Source organism: Bacillus sp. FAU20 (assembly GCF_056033865.1).
The window spans coordinates 159,557-174,040 of record NZ_JBVYHY010000026.1 but is presented as its reverse complement, the minus strand read 5'-3'; the positions used below and the strand labels follow the sequence as shown (position 1 = coordinate 174,040).

Here is a 14,484-nt window from a genome sequence, read left to right as displayed (position 1 = left end):
CAATACATAAAACATGTCTTGATAAAACTACTACTAAAGAAGTAAGCATAAAGAAAATGAAGATATTATCGTAACATTAAAAATTATATAGTCCACTTTGTTACGAAAACATAATTAATTTAATAGGAGGGAATGCAATGGGTAACTCTACTATTTGGATTATAGTTATTAGTATGATAATTGGAGGATATTTTTTAGAAAAGTTTTTAAGGAAAAAATTAAATATGACAAAGGGAAATGTTTGGATATATAAACATGTAAATGGTTTACATGTAAAATTAGCAATAGGTCTTTTTATCATATATCTTATAGTAAGTTTTATTTATCTGTTCAAAGTAGAAAATGCTAATATAGGAATTGCTGTACTTACTTATTTTGGAGCAATTTCCTTATTACGCGTATGGATGGAATGGAAGTATAACAGAGAAACAAAGGAATATATTCTTTCTATAATTGGATTCTTTGCATTTGCTTTTATGGTTTCAATGTTACTTTATTTTGATCCTCTTTCTACATATTAATATCGTTTTGTTTTTTTATGATGAATATTTAAAAAGAGTAGCTACCATTATTTATCTTGATAGTTACTCTTTTTATTTACAACTTCCTAAAACTCCTCAAAACAAGATATTCCCACAATCTCCAAGGAAGAATCTTCTTCGCAAAGATCATAAATTTCACACCTTTACCGATTGGATATCGTAAATTTGTACGCTTAGATTCAGCAATTTCTACAATTTTATTAGCAACATCTATCGGATTACCAAATGTATCACTGCCGCTATTAATATGTTTTTGTATTTTATCCATATACTCTTTGTAAGGAGATGGTGTATCAGATTGGTTTTCAGCGAGTTGTTTCCCAACCTCCCATATGTTTGTGTTATAAGAACCTGGTTCAATTAAAGCAACATCTATTCCGAAAGGTTTTACTTCTAAGCGAAGCGATTCACTCCAGCCTTCTAATGCATATTTTGAAGATACATAAGGAGATAAACCAGGGAATCCAACTTGGCCGCTAATGCTGCTTATATTGATGATTTTTCCACTTCTTTGTTTTCTCATATACGGTAAGACAAGTCGGGTAATTGATATAGCTCCAAATAGGTTCGTTTCAAATTGTTTACGGTATTCCTCTACTGGAATTTCTTCTACAAAGCCCCCATTTGCATATCCTGCATTATTAACAAGAAGGTCTACTTTTTGTATTTCTTTTAAAAATAATTGGAAGTTATGTATAGAGTTTTGATCGGTTACATCTAATTGTTGAATTTTTATGTTTTGTTGTAAGTTGAGTTGAGTAGCTTGAGATAGTAAGTTCACTTGTTTTTCAAGGTTCCGCATTGTAGCGATAACTAAATAATCTTTTTTTGCGAGTTCGAGTGTAGTTAATAGTCCAAATCCACTTGAGGCTCCTGTAATTATTGCGATTTTTTTATTCATTTTCCGCCAGCTTTCTTTTTCTTTTATCATAACGAGTTATGATAAGAAAATCTATTATTCTTACATTCAGTATGAAATCAATTTGTATGTAAAAAAGGGGATTATAGGGAATGAGCGTATATAGAGTAGTGTATATTAATATGATAATGAAATGAGGGAAGAAAAATGGTCCATGTGAAGGATGTATTAGCAGATCAATTGTTGGCGAATGCAAACGATCCTAGTTGGTATATCCCATTTTCAGATGCAGTGAAAGATTTATCTGAGAGGGAAGCTTTCTGGAAACCGAATGAAGAGAGTAACAGTATAGCTGAAATTGTACAACATTTATTGTATTGGAATTCTACGTGGCAAACTAGATATAAAGAATCGAATGTGAATGCTGTGCCCGCTATTGGTGATAATAACAAAAGTTTTATGCTTTCAAATAATCAAACTTTCGATGAATTACGGGAAAAACTACTAGAAAAACTGTTACAATGGCAAAATCTTATAAATGAAGAAAAGGTTGAAAGTGATGTAGTAGGACTTCCTGTTTCTGCAAAGTGGTGGGAAGTGTTAGCGAATGTAACAACTCATAATGCATATCATATTGGGCAAATTATTTACATCCGAAAATTACAGCAGAGCTTTGATAATGAATAAGATAATAGTTCTCAAATTAGGTGAACAAAAGTGGACAAAACGAGACAGATGTCTCGTTTTGTCCACTTTTTTATTATGAAAGAAAAGAGAAAACCTATTAAATCAAGGATTAGAATTTGGCACGGTACTTGCAATATAACAGACGAACAAGAAAATAGGAGGGCTGGACATGTTAAAAACAACTGAAAGTAAAGGGAATGAAATTACGAAAGAACAAGCTCGTTGGATGTATAAAAAAATGTTAGAGATTCGTAAGTTTGAAGATAAGGTACATGAATTGTTCGCGCAAGGCGTGCTGCCAGGTTTCGTCCATTTATACGCAGGTGAAGAAGCGGTAGCAGTTGGTGTATGTGCCCACTTAACGGATAGTGACAGTATTACAAGTACACATAGAGGTCATGGACATTGTATCGCAAAAGGTTGTGATTTAAATGGTATGATGGCTGAACTTTTCGGGAAAGCAACAGGATTATGTAAAGGTAAAGGCGGTTCCATGCATATTGCTGATTTAGATAAAGGAATGCTTGGTGCAAATGGCATTGTAGGCGGGGGTTTCCCACTTGCTTGTGGCTCAGCATTAACAGCTAAATATAAAGGAACGAAAGATGTAAGTGTTTGCTTCTTCGGTGACGGAGCAAATAATGAAGGAACATTCCATGAAGGGGTTAATTTAGCGGCGATTTGGAAGTTACCAGTTATTTTTATCGCAGAAAATAACGGTTACGGTGAAGCAACGACATTTGAATATGCTTCAAGTTGTGATTCTATTGCGGATCGTGCAAAAGCTTATAACATTCCAGGTGTTCAAGTGGATGGAAAAAATCTTCTAGCTGTATATAAAGCTGCTGAAGAAGCAGTAGAACGTGCGCGTAAAGGCGGTGGTCCAACAATAATTGAATGTATGACATATCGTAATTACGGTCATTTCGAAGGTGAAGCACAAACGTATAAAACTTCAGAAGAAAAAGAAGAACATTTAAATGAAAAAGATGCAATTGTGAATTTCCGTAAGCATTTAATTCATGAAGCTTTATTAACTGAATCTGAGCTTGTAGATATGGAAAAGGCAGTAGATGAAGCGGTGCAAAAATCGATTGAATTTAGTGAAAATAGTCCATATCCAGAGGATGAAGAATTATTAAAAGATGTATACGTTTCTTACAAATAAGAGGAGGGTGAAAAATTATGACTAGAACAGTAAGTATGTCAACTGCAATTAATGAAGCGATGAAAATCTCAATGCGCCGTGATGAAAATGTAATTTTAATAGGAGAGGACGTTGCAGGCGGTGCACAAGTTGATCATCTGCAAGATGATGAAGCTTGGGGTGGTGTTCTTGGTGTTACGAAAGGACTTGTACAAGAGTTTGGTCGAAATCGTATATTGGATACACCAATTTCTGAAGCGGGTTATATGGGAGCTGCGATGGCCGCTGCTGCAACTGGATTACGTCCGATAGCTGAGTTAATGTTTAATGATTTTATTGGTAGTTGTCTTGATCAAGTATTAAACCAAGGTGCGAAATTCCGTTATATGTTTGGAGGTAAAGCAAAAGTACCCGTTACAGTACGTACGATGCATGGCGCTGGTTTTAGTGCAGCAGCTCAGCATTCACAAAGTTTGTACGCATTATTTACGAGCATACCAGGTATTAAAGTTGTTGTTCCTTCCACACCGTATGATGCAAAAGGCTTATTATTAGCAGCAATTGAAGATGATGATCCAGTAATCTTCTTTGAGGATAAAACACTTTACAATATGAAAGGTGAAGTGCCAGAAGGATATTATACAATTCCATTAGGAAAAGCAGATATTAAACGGGAAGGTTCTGATGTAACAATTGTCGCAATCGGAAAGCAAGTTCATACAGCGCTTGCAGCTGCAAAGCAATTATCGAAAAAGGGGCTTGAAGTAGAAGTAATCGATCCACGATCTTTATCACCGCTTGATGAAGATACGATTTTATCATCTGTTGAAAAAACAAATTGTCTTATCGTCATTGACGAAGCGAATCCAAGATGTAGTATGGCAACAGATATTGCGGCAATTGTAGCGGATAAAGGTTTTGATTTGTTAGATGCACCTATTAAACGAATTACAGCACCACATACGCCGGTTCCGTTTTCACCACCACTTGAAAAATTGTATTTGCCAACGCCAGAAAAAGTAATTGAAACTGTATCAGAAATGATTGGAGACCAATCTTTATTACATGTGTAATAAAACGATGTGAAGGGAGAGAGAAACATGGCTGTAGAAGTTGTAATGCCGAAGTTAGGTATGGCGATGAAAGAAGGTATTATTACGAGCTGGAATATTAAAGCAGGCGATAATGTAGCAAAAGGAGAACTGATTGCTAGTATTAATTCAGAAAAAATTGAAACGGAAATTGAAGCGCCAGTTGATGGTACGGTACTTGATATAGCTGTAAGTGAAGATGAAGGAGTGCCGCCTGGTACTGTAATTTGCTACATCGGTAAACCGAATGAAAAAGTAGAAATGCAGGAAAGCACACATGTTGTAGAAGAAAAAACATCTAATATAGAAGTACAAAATGTACAAAATCAAGAACCAAATGGGAAAGAAGTATCGAAGCAAAGAATTAAAATTTCACCTGTAGCGAAGAAAATTGCAAAGTCTGAAAATCTGGATTTCAAGGCATTAGTTGGTACAGGCCCCGGCGGAAGAATTACAAAGGTAGATGTATTAAAGGCGCTTGAAGAAAGAGTAGCAATCCCAGAAGTACTTGAACAAGAAGAAAGTAAAGTAATTCCTGTTACTGGTATGCGGAAAGCAATCGCAAACCGTATGCAAGCAAGCTTACAAAATAGTGCGCAATTAACCTTAACGATGAAAGTAGATGTTACAGATTTAGTTGCTTTACATAAAGAAATAGCGGAAGTTGTACAAAAACGATACGATAACAAATTAACCATTACGGATTTCGTTTCTCGAGCTGTTATATTAGCGCTTGGGGATCATAAAGAAATGAACAGCGCTTATATAGATGATGCAATTCATCAATTTGAACATGTTCATTTAGGTATGGCAGTCGCATTAGAAAAAGGATTAGTCGTTCCAGCTATTCGCTTTGCAAATAATTTATCTTTAGTAGAGTTGTCTAAAGAGATTAAGGATATGGCACAAAAGGCGCGAGCAGGTAGCTTAAGTAGTGATGATATGCACCGAACGACATTTACAATTAGTAATTTAGGTAGCTTTGGTATTGAATATTTCACACCTGTATTAAATACACCTGAGACTGGTATTTTAGGTATTGGCGCAATTGAACATGTTCCTGTATATAAAGGGAAAAAATTAAAAAAAGGTAGTATGTTACCTTTAAGTTTAACATTCGATCATCGTGTACTAGACGGTGCACCAGCAGCTGCATTTTTACGCACAATTAAATATTATTTAGAAGAACCTATAACAATTCTTTTATAAAGAGAAGGTGAGAGAATGAGTAAATTAGTTGTAATTGGAGGCGGACCAGCTGGATATGTAGCGGCAATTACCGCGGCTCAAAATGGAAAAGAGGTCACTCTTATTGATGAAGCTGACCTTGGCGGAACGTGTTTGAATGTTGGGTGTATGCCGACGAAATCATTGTTAGAAAGTGCAGAAGTGCATGACATTGTGAGAAAAGCGAATGATTATGGGGTTACGCTTAATACAGGAAGTATATCAATTGATTGGGATCAAATACAGGCAAGGAAATCACAAATCGTAATGCAACTCGTCCAAGGAATACAATATTTAATGAAGAAAAATAAAATTAAAGTTGTAAAAGGAAAAGCGAAATTCGAAACGGATCATCGTGTGCGAGTTACATACGGTGATAAAGAAGATGTAGTAGATGGAGAACAGTTCATTATAGCGGCAGGTTCAGAACCGACTGAATTACCCTTTGCTCCATTTGATGGAAAGTGGGTTTTAAATAGTAGCCATGCAATGTCCATAGATCATATACCGAAATCATTATTAATCGTTGGCGGTGGTGTAATAGGGTGCGAGTTTGCAAGTATTTATAGTCGTCTTGGAACAAAAGTTACAATTATTGAAATGGCACCACAATTATTACCTGGTGAAGATGAAGATATCGCACATATTTTAAGAGGAAAACTAGAAACTGATGGCGTAAAAATATGTACAGGGGCAGCTTTAAAAGGATTAAATAGTTATAAGAAGCAGGCTTTATTTGAATATGAAGGAAGTATCCAAGAAGTTAATCCAGAATTTGTTCTCGTTTCAGTCGGCCGAAAACCACGTATACAACAATTAGATTTAGAAAAAGCAGGCATTCAATATTCAAATAAAGGAATTTCTGTAAATGAACATATGCAAACCAATGTATCACATATTTACGCAGCTGGTGATGTAATTGGTGGCATCCAGCTTGCTCACGTTGCCTTCCATGAAGGAACGACGGCAGCATTACACGCGAGCGGAGAAGATGTAAAAGTTAACTATCATGCTGTACCTCGTTGTATGTATACCGCTCCAGAAATTGCTAGCGTTGGTCTAACAGAAAAAGATGCAAAAGAGCAGTACGGTGACATACAAATTGGAGAATTTCCTTTTACAGCGAACGGAAAAGCGCTTATTATTGGAGAACAAACGGGGAAAATAAAAGTTATTGTGGAACCTAAATATCAAGAAATTGTTGGGATTTCTATTATCGGTCCACGTGCAACCGAACTAATTGGTCAAGGAACTGTAATGATTCATACGGAAGTTACTGCCGATATTATGAGAGATTATATTGCAGCGCATCCGACTTTATCTGAAGCGATTCATGAAGCGCTATCGCAAGCAGTAGGGCATGCTGTACATGCTTAAATGGAATTATAATAAACCACTATTCTCTAAATGAATAAGAGAATAGTGGTTTGAGTTTTTACGGAAGAAATTGAATATCCTATTATTTTTTTACGTCAATAGCTGAAGTTTTATCGTTCCATTCAGGAGCTAAATTAGCAGTTTTACCATACCAATCAGCGTGTTTAAATACAACACCTTTTCCATATCCTTGTGTAGAAGTATGCTCCCAAAGTGTCGTTGAATAACTTGCAGAAGGTGAAGCCGTACTTACAGAAGAAATTCTGTCGTTCCAGCTAGAAGGTAAGTTTTTAAAGCCACTGCTCCAGTAAATGTATTGTCCACCTTTATTTATATGTTCATAAAAATCAGTACTACCAGCGCCGCTACCTAAAGGATTAATTTTATTTTTAAGTGCTTTTTTATCCTTTTCAATATAAGCATCCAATGTTTCTCTACTAGTAAAACCGTAAGCTAACCAATCTCCATTTTCATTTTGCTCTGGTAATACCATAGTAATTTGGATGTCTTTTTTATCTTGATCACTTAATTTTGTAAGTGAATTAACGTTCTGTTCATCCACTTTTAAATAATCAAAAGACTTAATTGTGTTACTTTTTTCTTCAGCACTTGCTACTCCTAGTCCTCCAGTTAATGCAAATCCCGCTACTAATGTACCTGCTACTAATTTCTTCAACATATAACCATCCCTTTTTGTTTGGATTTTTGTACAGGTGAATCTTGTACAGCTAAAATGTATTATAATTTTATACTTTTGTAAATATTCTGAAGTTTTAGAAATAATAGGCGGAATATTTACAGTTTTACATTTTTTCTTTAGAAAAAATAGTTATTGGAATGATATAATAAGTGGATATATTGTTTTTACTGGATGTAAAGATGTTTTAGGAGAGGTGTCATTGAAATATTTTACAAGAGATTGGTATAAAAAAATAAATTTTTAGAATTTTTAAGTTTTATAGAGTCTATAAAAGAATGGTCGGAAATGGATATACAAAGTTTAAAGGAAGAAATAGAGGAAAGGAAAATAGATTTATTAAAATTCCTTCCTGAATCGATATACTCAATTATACAAAACATCACAATTAATTCAGAGTACCCATCAGGTGAATTGAAAAAACGTATGCGAGAGTGGTCAACAGATTATGAGAAAAGAGTGGAATAATTAGATCAATCATACGTAGAATATTTTAATTCCATTGAGAAAAAACTTCCGTCAAATGTTGCTCAGTTACACAAGACATCACTACAAGATAGTGTAATTAAAGTAGTAAAGAGAAAGTCAGAAGATATTTTGTCTATCATATTAGATTGCATTGGTACTTTTAGTGAATTTGATAAACTTGAAATAACTTTTATCCCGCATTAACGGGCAGTAAGACACCCACCTCAAAATGCAGCGAAAGCAAAGAAGTTAGGTGGGAATTAACTGCCCGTAAAAGCCCGATTGGTTAGAGCTAATAATCAGTGGGAAATGAACAAAACCCCCACTGATTAAAGTTTCACTTTATAGGAGTAACAAAGTGTTCTATGCCGGAAAACTTTGAAAATGCTTGGTGGTTATATCATGAAATAGCTCTTACTGAAGATGGTTTTGAACTAGGTGTTTGATTTGACTCTCCATTTAGAGAAGTGACGATTTGCGCGGCAGATGTATTACTTGTGAAGAAATAATGTTGTATGGAGTATTACAAACGTTTGACATAATAAAAAAATAAAGTTATTGTAGATACATGAAGTCTACAATAGGAGCTGTATTATGAAATATTCTAAAGCTACAAATTATGCTCTTCATACAATGCTTTTTCTGGCAAAGGCTACACCAAATAAGTTAGTTAGTGTTCACCAATTAGCAGAAATGCAACATGTGTCACCAACGTACTTGTCTAAAATACTAACTAAGTTGACGAAGGAAGGGATGATACATTCATCATCTGGTCCAAAGGGCGGTTACTCGCTTAGTAAGAATTGGGAAGATATTTCATTTTTAGATATTATACATGCAATTGAAGGTAAAACATCATTGTTTGAATGTTGTTTACATGACAAACCTGGATGTTTAATTAATGAAGTAATGCTTGCAGCAGAAGAGAAAATGGAAGAAGAGTTACGAAATCAAAAAATCGTAGATCTTGCGAAAAAAATAAAAGTGGATTTTTAATCTGCTTTTATTTTTAAATTAATTAAGGATAAAAAGACTCTTTGATATCTTTAATTGTAGTTAGAAAATGATATGAAGAAGGAGAGAAGATGATGACTAAATTTTGGAATGATCGATATAAATCAGATGAATATTTTTACGGGGAAGAACCTAATACATTTATTAAAGAACAAGCATTTCGTTTAGCAAATCACAATAAAGTAATAGCTTTCGCGGAGGGAGAAGGTAGAAATGCTGTATTTCTAGCAAGACAAGGGAACGAAGTAACAGCTATTGATTATTCGGAAGATGGATTAGAGAAGACAAAAAAATTGGCAGAGAAGCATAACGTAAACGTGCATACAAAAAAAGTAGATTTATTAGCTGATAGTTTGCCAGAAAATGAATATGATGCAGCAATTATGGTATTTGGACATTTTCATGATGATTATAAAAAAATGATATTAGGTAAAATGATACAAACGATAAAGCCTGGTGGTTTAATTATGTTTGAAGTTTACTCAAAAAAACAAATAAACTATAGTACTGGTGGACCAAAAGATGTTGATATGCTGTATGATCCAATTGATATCCTTACTTGGTGTGAAGAACATAAGGTAATTCATTTCTTTAATGGCGAACAAGAGCGAATTGAAGGGAAAGGGCACACTGGTTTAGCTGATGTTATTCAAGTTGTTATTAGAAAATTATTATAAGTGTTAATGAAAGTTAAATGTATGAATGTAAAAGACCAGTCATGTAAGACTGGTCTTTCTATTTAGATACTAAATTATCAAGCTTCCAATATGTATTTGTTAACGGCGCAGCTTTGCTATCTATGTATAAATACATATTATTTAAATCTTTTGGTGAAGTTTTCAGTTCAAACACAACGTCAGTAGTTAAAGAGAATTCGTGTGGAACATTTTTATAGTGCTCGTCATCTACCGGATGAGCTTCACCTTCATATTTCTGACCAGTTTTTTCATCTTGTATGAAATATTTTATTTCCGAAAGATCAATAGTTTGTCCATCGTCCCGAACATTATTAATCATAACACGAGTAGTAAGGCGCCGCTCTTTGTCTATTTTTTCAAACTTTGCATTTTCAACTGTCGCTCTATAGTATTCGTTTTTAACTATTTCTCCATAGTGCATTGCATTCTTTTCGAGAGCACTCTTTTCTTGTTTTGATGTAGTATTGCTATTACATCCTGTCAATATTCCAGTAAATAATAATGCTGTACATGTCGTTTTGATTAATGATTTCATAGTAATCCCTTTCTGTATTAAAAAGTAAAACATAGGAATAATTTTACATCAATAGAAAGGTGAATGGAAGTATTTTTGCGTAATATACAGATATATATTTATTTGGTTGTCAAGTTAACAGGATAGAAAGAGGAAGAAGACTGTATAAAACGGAATAAATAAGAATTGAAAATATTGTAAAACAGAAGAGACATGCATATAATTAAAATAAAGTTTAAGTTTCTGAATCTTCAATAACGGTGGTGATAACATGTTTACTGAAGAGCGTCGAGAGAAAATTTTAGAGCTACTTAATACAGATGGAAGAGTAATCGCAAAGGATCTTGCGGAAAGATTTGATATGTCTATTGATTCTATAAGAAGAGATTTGTCTATTATGGAAAAGGATGGTTTATTAAAAAGAACGCACGGAGGTGCAATTGAACTTACGCGAGTGAGAAACTTAGCTGCGGAACCAGCTAAACGTTATAGTGATAGCTCAATGTATGAGGACACAATTGCAAGAGTTGCGGTATCTTATATACAAGAAGGTGATTCAATTTTTATTGGTGGGGCTTCCGTTCATAATGCGATGCTGAAATATTTACCAGAAGTATCATTTACGGTTATTACGAATTCTATAGAAATAGCTGGTTATCTACGAGAATATAAGAATATTGATACGTATTTAATTGGCGGAAAAGTAAAACCTTCAGGGAATATTACTGATACACTTGCCTCTGAATTGATAAGTAGATTTTCTATTGATCTTTATTTCTCTACAGGTGGAGGCATTTCATTACAAGGTATTAGTACTGCAACACCTGAAGTTGCTTATTTTAGTAAAAGAGTAAGTGAAATTGCTAGAAGAAATATTTGTTTAGTTCCACATAATAAACTTGGAATAGATTGTTTTATAAGAGGAGAGTCTCTAAAAGAAATTGACATTATTATAACTGACGAAGAGGCTAGTAAAGAAACTGTTCAGGACTTTGAGAAACAAGGTAAACAAGTTGTAATAGCGCCATTATATTCATTTGAAAGGAGTTTGACATGATTGTAAAAGAGCAAGAGTTTTATATAAATGGATTAACTTATACAATTCGTTCTGCAGCTGAGAAAGATGCTGAGCAGTTATCGAAAATTAGAGTTCAGATTGATGGAGAAACTGAAAATATGGATAGAGATGCTGGAGAGGGATTTATAGATAATCTAGGATTTCAAAAAATAATAAAAACAGATAGTGAAGAGACTAAGAATCTCTTTTTAGTTGCAGAAGTGCACAATCGAATCGTTGGATTTTCAAGATGTGAAGGATCAAATTTTAAGAGATTATCTCATAAAGTGGAGTTTGGCGTTTGCATTTTAAAAGAGTTTTGGGGATATAGAATGGGGAAGAGCCTATTACAACAATCTATTAAATGGGCTGACGAAAATGCAGTGAATAAAATATCTTTACAAGTATTAGAGACAAACGAGAAAGCTATTCATCTTTATAAAAAATTAGGTTTTGAAGTAGAAGGCATTTTGAAAAATGACAAAAGACTATCGGATGGAAAGTATTATAATACGGTAGTGATGGGAAGATTTACTAATACTTTTCATGAAAGAGGTGAAGAAGTATGTTTTACAGAAGGAAGTACTATGTAGTGAAAAATGAATTCATAGAAGTATTTAATGATCATTTCAATAATACGAACGTACCTAATCAATTAAAGCATGGTTCTAGGCTAATAGGACGCTGGATGAAAGATAATAAGAATGGTACGTCTGAAGTATTTGCCATATGGGAATATGATAGTTATGAACAGTATAATGAAATAGAATCGAAAATTAGAAGTGATGAGAGGCATATTAAAGGAATACATGAATGGTATGAAAACCATGGCGGGAAAGAATACGTTTTACAGGAGTACATAGTAGAGATGAAAAATGAAGAGTTAGTATGTACTGTAAAGTAACAGAGGGGTGAGGGATAATAGAAATTAGAACAAAATTATATTTTAGTTTAGCATCCACTATTTTATTTGCAATAGCCGTGATTGTTTTCTTTATAAATGGTAATCCACAAAAGTGGTTTTGGTTATGTATTTTCTTTGCGTCCATTATACAAAATATAGTGCTACTAAAAAAGAATAAAGAAATGCATTAGGATATTCAAATTATTAACATATTTGTGTCGTCTTTCTAGTTTTATTGAAAACGCTTTTATTCAGTTTTATAATAAAAGTATGTTTTATAAATCTCCAAAACAATTAAAAGGGAGATGATACAATGTTAGCTTCACCGTTTTACTTACATACATGGAAAAAGTTTATTGATGAAGGAGTCCTTGATTCGAACCGTATAAACGAAAGAATTTCAGAATCATGGTACCGATGTAAACAAGCAAATGTGAATCCTCATATGAGTAAAGGTCAGAAAATTTTGTCTTCTGTTTTTTTTCAAGAACAAAAGAAAAAGAGTGAAATTTTCCTTGATATAGCATTACCTCAAATACAAAATATGAGAAAAACCATTGATGAACTACAAATGATGGCATTATTAATCGATCCAGATGGTTATGTTCTATCGTTAAGTGGAAATAAACAAACGTTAAAGCGAGCGAAACATATTAATTTTATTGAAGGTGTAAAATGGACGGAAGCAGCTGTGGGGACAAACGCAATAGGAACAGCGCTAGAAATTGAAGAAGCTATTATGATAAGTGGTACTGAACATTACTCCGTGGTATCTCATAGCTGGAGTTGTGCGGCTGCTCCCATTCATAACGATGACGGGAAATTAATTGGTATTCTAGATTTCTCCTGTCCAATTGAATTTTCACATCCATATATGCTCGGTATGGTAACTTCAATTGCACATGCGATTGAACGTGAATGTAGCATAAGAGTTCATCAAAATGAATTACACTTAATCCATCGTTTTTTAGATGTCATTGATAGTGATGAACAAGTAGTTATTTGTAATCATCGTGATGTTATCGTTTCTGCGAGTAAGAGCGTTCGGGAACGAGTAACTAATTGGTCAAGAATGAAACTTGAAGAGTTAGTGCACCATGGATTGGAAACTAAATTAGAGATACCGGTATATAGTAATGAAAGAATGATCGGGAAATGTATGTATTTAAAGGAAAACAAACAAATGAATACATATTCTACTCTCACATTTATAAAAGGAATTACTTTTCCAGGAGTTACCGGGACAAGTAAAGCATTTCAACACACACTAGAAGAAATTAAGCTTGTTTCACCGACTGATGCTAGTGTGTATGTATGTGGTGAGACAGGAGTAGGAAAGGAATATGTCGCGAGAGCGATTCATGAAAATAGTCCAAGAAAAGACGGGCCCTTTATAGCTGTAAACTGCGGTTCTTTGCCTAAAGAATTAATGGAAAGTGAATTGTTCGGTTATGCTGAAGGTGCATTTACAGGTGCGCGACGTCAAGGATATAAAGGGAAATTTGAACAAGCAAACGGAGGAACATTATTTTTAGATGAAATTGGTGAAGTACCACCAGAGATGCAAGTAGCATTATTGCGTGTTTTACAAGAACGTACAATAACTCCAATAGGAAGTTCAAAAGAGGTACCAGTAAATATTCGTATTATTACTGCCACACATAAAGATTTACTACGGTTAGTAGAAGAAGGGAAATTCCGTCAAGATTTATATTATCGTTTGCACGTTTATCCGTTATATGTTCCATCGTTAATAGAAAGAAAAGAGGATATCCCATATTTTATACAACACTTTTGCGAACGGAAGAATTGGAATGTTGTATTTCCAAAGAGTATATACAATCAATTTTTACAACATACATGGCCCGGAAATATTCGGGAACTAGTAAATGTATTAGAACGTATTTACATTTTGTCGCAAGGACGGGAAATATGCGAAAAGCAAGTCGCTTTTTTGCTGCAAACAATGATGGGAAATCAACAACAACTTGAGTTACAAGTTGAAACTAAAACAGAACAGACATTACATTTTCGCGAAAAAATACAGCGTGATAGCATGATTGAAGCATTACAAAAGACAAATGGAAATGTTTCGTTAGCTGCAAAGCTATTAAATGTACCCCGTAGTACATTTTATAAACGAATGCAAAAATATAAGTTATAAAATAGATTTTTGTAATCTACTTTTTCTTTGTGGGCTCA

The 14,484-nt window shown here is 34.0% G+C and carries 15 protein-coding genes and 2 pseudogenes; 14 read left to right on the top strand and 3 right to left on the bottom strand.

Annotation, left to right across the window (positions count from 1 at the left end):
* The first annotated feature begins 137 nt into the window (after positions 1-137).
* Entirely contained in the window at positions 138-521 is a 384-nt protein-coding gene (locus AC0OM3_RS22765; RefSeq protein ID WP_474213097.1) for a DUF4181 domain-containing protein, read from the top strand.
* A 76-nt stretch (positions 522-597) separates the two neighbouring features.
* On the opposite strand, the gene AC0OM3_RS22760 is transcribed toward AC0OM3_RS22765, so the two are convergent.
* A complete protein-coding gene (locus AC0OM3_RS22760; RefSeq protein ID WP_474213096.1) occupies positions 598-1,443 on the bottom strand; it encodes an SDR family oxidoreductase in 846 nt (281 codons plus the stop codon).
* Between the two features lie 165 nt (positions 1,444-1,608).
* On the opposite strand from AC0OM3_RS22760, the gene AC0OM3_RS22755 reads away from it, so the two are divergent.
* The 5 genes from AC0OM3_RS22755 to lpdA all read left to right on the top strand — a co-directional run bounded on the left by AC0OM3_RS22755 (position 1,609) and on the right by lpdA (position 6,930).
* Complete coding sequence (locus AC0OM3_RS22755; RefSeq protein WP_000233784.1) at positions 1,609-2,088, top strand: DinB family protein; 480 nt, start codon at positions 1,609-1,611, stop codon at positions 2,086-2,088.
* 169 nt (positions 2,089-2,257) lie between these two features.
* On the top strand, positions 2,258-3,256 hold the full coding sequence (gene acoA, locus AC0OM3_RS22750) for an acetoin:2,6-dichlorophenolindophenol oxidoreductase subunit alpha (RefSeq protein ID WP_474213095.1): 999 nt from the start codon (positions 2,258-2,260) through the stop codon (positions 3,254-3,256).
* Positions 3,257-3,273: 17 nt separating this feature from the next.
* Positions 3,274-4,308: an acetoin:2,6-dichlorophenolindophenol oxidoreductase subunit beta gene (gene acoB / locus AC0OM3_RS22745; RefSeq protein ID WP_474213094.1), complete on the top strand. Its 1,035-nt coding sequence runs from the start codon at positions 3,274-3,276 to the stop codon at positions 4,306-4,308.
* Positions 4,309-4,335: 27 nt separating this feature from the next.
* The gene (locus tag AC0OM3_RS22740) at positions 4,336-5,535 is read left to right on the top strand and encodes a dihydrolipoamide acetyltransferase family protein (RefSeq protein WP_474213093.1); all 1,200 of its coding nucleotides are present in this window, start codon (positions 4,336-4,338) and stop codon (positions 5,533-5,535) included.
* Between the two features lie 15 nt (positions 5,536-5,550).
* Positions 5,551-6,930: a dihydrolipoyl dehydrogenase gene (gene lpdA / locus AC0OM3_RS22735; protein ID WP_000041209.1), complete on the top strand. Its 1,380-nt coding sequence runs from the start codon at positions 5,551-5,553 to the stop codon at positions 6,928-6,930.
* Positions 6,931-7,012: 82 nt separating this feature from the next.
* Here the strand turns inward: lpdA and AC0OM3_RS22730 are convergent, their stop codons facing one another.
* The gene (locus AC0OM3_RS22730; RefSeq protein WP_000914454.1) at positions 7,013-7,609 is read right to left on the bottom strand and encodes a hypothetical protein; all 597 of its coding nucleotides are present in this window, start codon (positions 7,607-7,609) and stop codon (positions 7,013-7,015) included.
* Between the two features lie 220 nt (positions 7,610-7,829).
* Between AC0OM3_RS22730 and AC0OM3_RS22725 the strand changes: the two are divergent.
* From AC0OM3_RS22725 to AC0OM3_RS22710, 4 genes and pseudogenes are all read left to right on the top strand, one after another.
* Positions 7,830-8,284 (top strand): annotated as a pseudogene (locus tag AC0OM3_RS22725) (DUF4085 family protein); the annotation flags it as partial.
* Between the two features lie 152 nt (positions 8,285-8,436).
* Positions 8,437-8,604 (top strand): annotated as a pseudogene (locus tag AC0OM3_RS22720) (DUF4085 family protein); the annotation flags it as partial.
* 85 nt (positions 8,605-8,689) lie between these two features.
* Positions 8,690-9,091, top strand: a complete 402-nt coding sequence (locus AC0OM3_RS22715; RefSeq protein WP_000877645.1) for an Rrf2 family transcriptional regulator — start codon at positions 8,690-8,692, stop codon at positions 9,089-9,091.
* A gap of 89 nt (positions 9,092-9,180) precedes the next feature.
* Complete coding sequence (locus AC0OM3_RS22710) at positions 9,181-9,786, top strand: class I SAM-dependent methyltransferase (protein WP_003301475.1); 606 nt, start codon at positions 9,181-9,183, stop codon at positions 9,784-9,786.
* Between the two features lie 58 nt (positions 9,787-9,844).
* Here AC0OM3_RS22710 and AC0OM3_RS22705 read toward each other — a convergent pair whose 3' ends face one another.
* The gene (locus AC0OM3_RS22705) at positions 9,845-10,342 is read right to left on the bottom strand and encodes a hypothetical protein (RefSeq protein ID WP_000838471.1); all 498 of its coding nucleotides are present in this window, start codon (positions 10,340-10,342) and stop codon (positions 9,845-9,847) included.
* 250 nt (positions 10,343-10,592) lie between these two features.
* Here AC0OM3_RS22705 and AC0OM3_RS22700 point away from each other — a divergent pair, with 250 nt between their 5' ends.
* The 4 genes from AC0OM3_RS22700 (at position 10,593) to AC0OM3_RS22685 (ending at position 14,446) form a co-directional block, all read left to right on the top strand.
* Positions 10,593-11,378 (top strand): DeoR/GlpR family DNA-binding transcription regulator, encoded by a 786-nt coding sequence (locus tag AC0OM3_RS22700; protein WP_000493641.1) that lies wholly within the window; start codon positions 10,593-10,595, stop codon positions 11,376-11,378.
* Positions 11,375-11,971, top strand: a complete 597-nt coding sequence (locus AC0OM3_RS22695) for a GNAT family N-acetyltransferase (RefSeq protein WP_000635684.1) — start codon at positions 11,375-11,377, stop codon at positions 11,969-11,971. Before AC0OM3_RS22700 ends, AC0OM3_RS22695 begins: the two co-directional genes overlap by 4 nt.
* Positions 11,944-12,282, top strand: coding sequence for an NIPSNAP family protein (locus AC0OM3_RS22690; protein WP_046945022.1), 339 nt, complete (start codon positions 11,944-11,946; stop codon positions 12,280-12,282). Before AC0OM3_RS22695 ends, AC0OM3_RS22690 begins: the two co-directional genes overlap by 28 nt.
* Positions 12,283-12,595: 313 nt before the next feature.
* Positions 12,596-14,446 carry a sigma-54-dependent Fis family transcriptional regulator gene (locus AC0OM3_RS22685; RefSeq protein ID WP_000881382.1) on the top strand — a complete coding sequence of 617 codons (1,851 nt, stop codon included), beginning with the start codon at positions 12,596-12,598 and terminating at the stop codon, positions 14,444-14,446.
* Positions 14,447-14,484: the final 38 nt, after the last annotated feature.

Bases quoted from the DNA above. Each gene is read 5' to 3' on its own strand.
- AC0OM3_RS22765 (WP_474213097.1), top strand. From the start codon at position 138: ATGGGTAACTCTACTATTTGGATTATAGTTATTAGTATGATAATTGGA.
- AC0OM3_RS22760 (WP_474213096.1), bottom strand. From the start codon at position 1,443: ATGAATAAAAAAATCGCAATAATTACAGGAGCCTCAAGTGGATTTGGA.
- AC0OM3_RS22755 (WP_000233784.1), top strand. From the start codon at position 1,609: ATGGTCCATGTGAAGGATGTATTAGCAGATCAATTGTTGGCGAATGCA.
- acoA (WP_474213095.1), top strand. From the start codon at position 2,258: ATGTTAAAAACAACTGAAAGTAAAGGGAATGAAATTACGAAAGAACAA.
- acoB (WP_474213094.1), top strand. From the start codon at position 3,274: ATGACTAGAACAGTAAGTATGTCAACTGCAATTAATGAAGCGATGAAA.
- AC0OM3_RS22740 (WP_474213093.1), top strand. From the start codon at position 4,336: ATGGCTGTAGAAGTTGTAATGCCGAAGTTAGGTATGGCGATGAAAGAA.
- lpdA (WP_000041209.1), top strand. From the start codon at position 5,551: ATGAGTAAATTAGTTGTAATTGGAGGCGGACCAGCTGGATATGTAGCG.
- AC0OM3_RS22730 (WP_000914454.1), bottom strand. From the start codon at position 7,609: ATGTTGAAGAAATTAGTAGCAGGTACATTAGTAGCGGGATTTGCATTA.
- AC0OM3_RS22715 (WP_000877645.1), top strand. From the start codon at position 8,690: ATGAAATATTCTAAAGCTACAAATTATGCTCTTCATACAATGCTTTTT.
- AC0OM3_RS22710 (WP_003301475.1), top strand. From the start codon at position 9,181: ATGATGACTAAATTTTGGAATGATCGATATAAATCAGATGAATATTTT.
- AC0OM3_RS22705 (WP_000838471.1), bottom strand. From the start codon at position 10,342: ATGAAATCATTAATCAAAACGACATGTACAGCATTATTATTTACTGGA.
- AC0OM3_RS22700 (WP_000493641.1), top strand. From the start codon at position 10,593: ATGTTTACTGAAGAGCGTCGAGAGAAAATTTTAGAGCTACTTAATACA.
- AC0OM3_RS22695 (WP_000635684.1), top strand. From the start codon at position 11,375: ATGATTGTAAAAGAGCAAGAGTTTTATATAAATGGATTAACTTATACA.
- AC0OM3_RS22690 (WP_046945022.1), top strand. From the start codon at position 11,944: ATGTTTTACAGAAGGAAGTACTATGTAGTGAAAAATGAATTCATAGAA.
- AC0OM3_RS22685 (WP_000881382.1), top strand. From the start codon at position 12,596: ATGTTAGCTTCACCGTTTTACTTACATACATGGAAAAAGTTTATTGAT.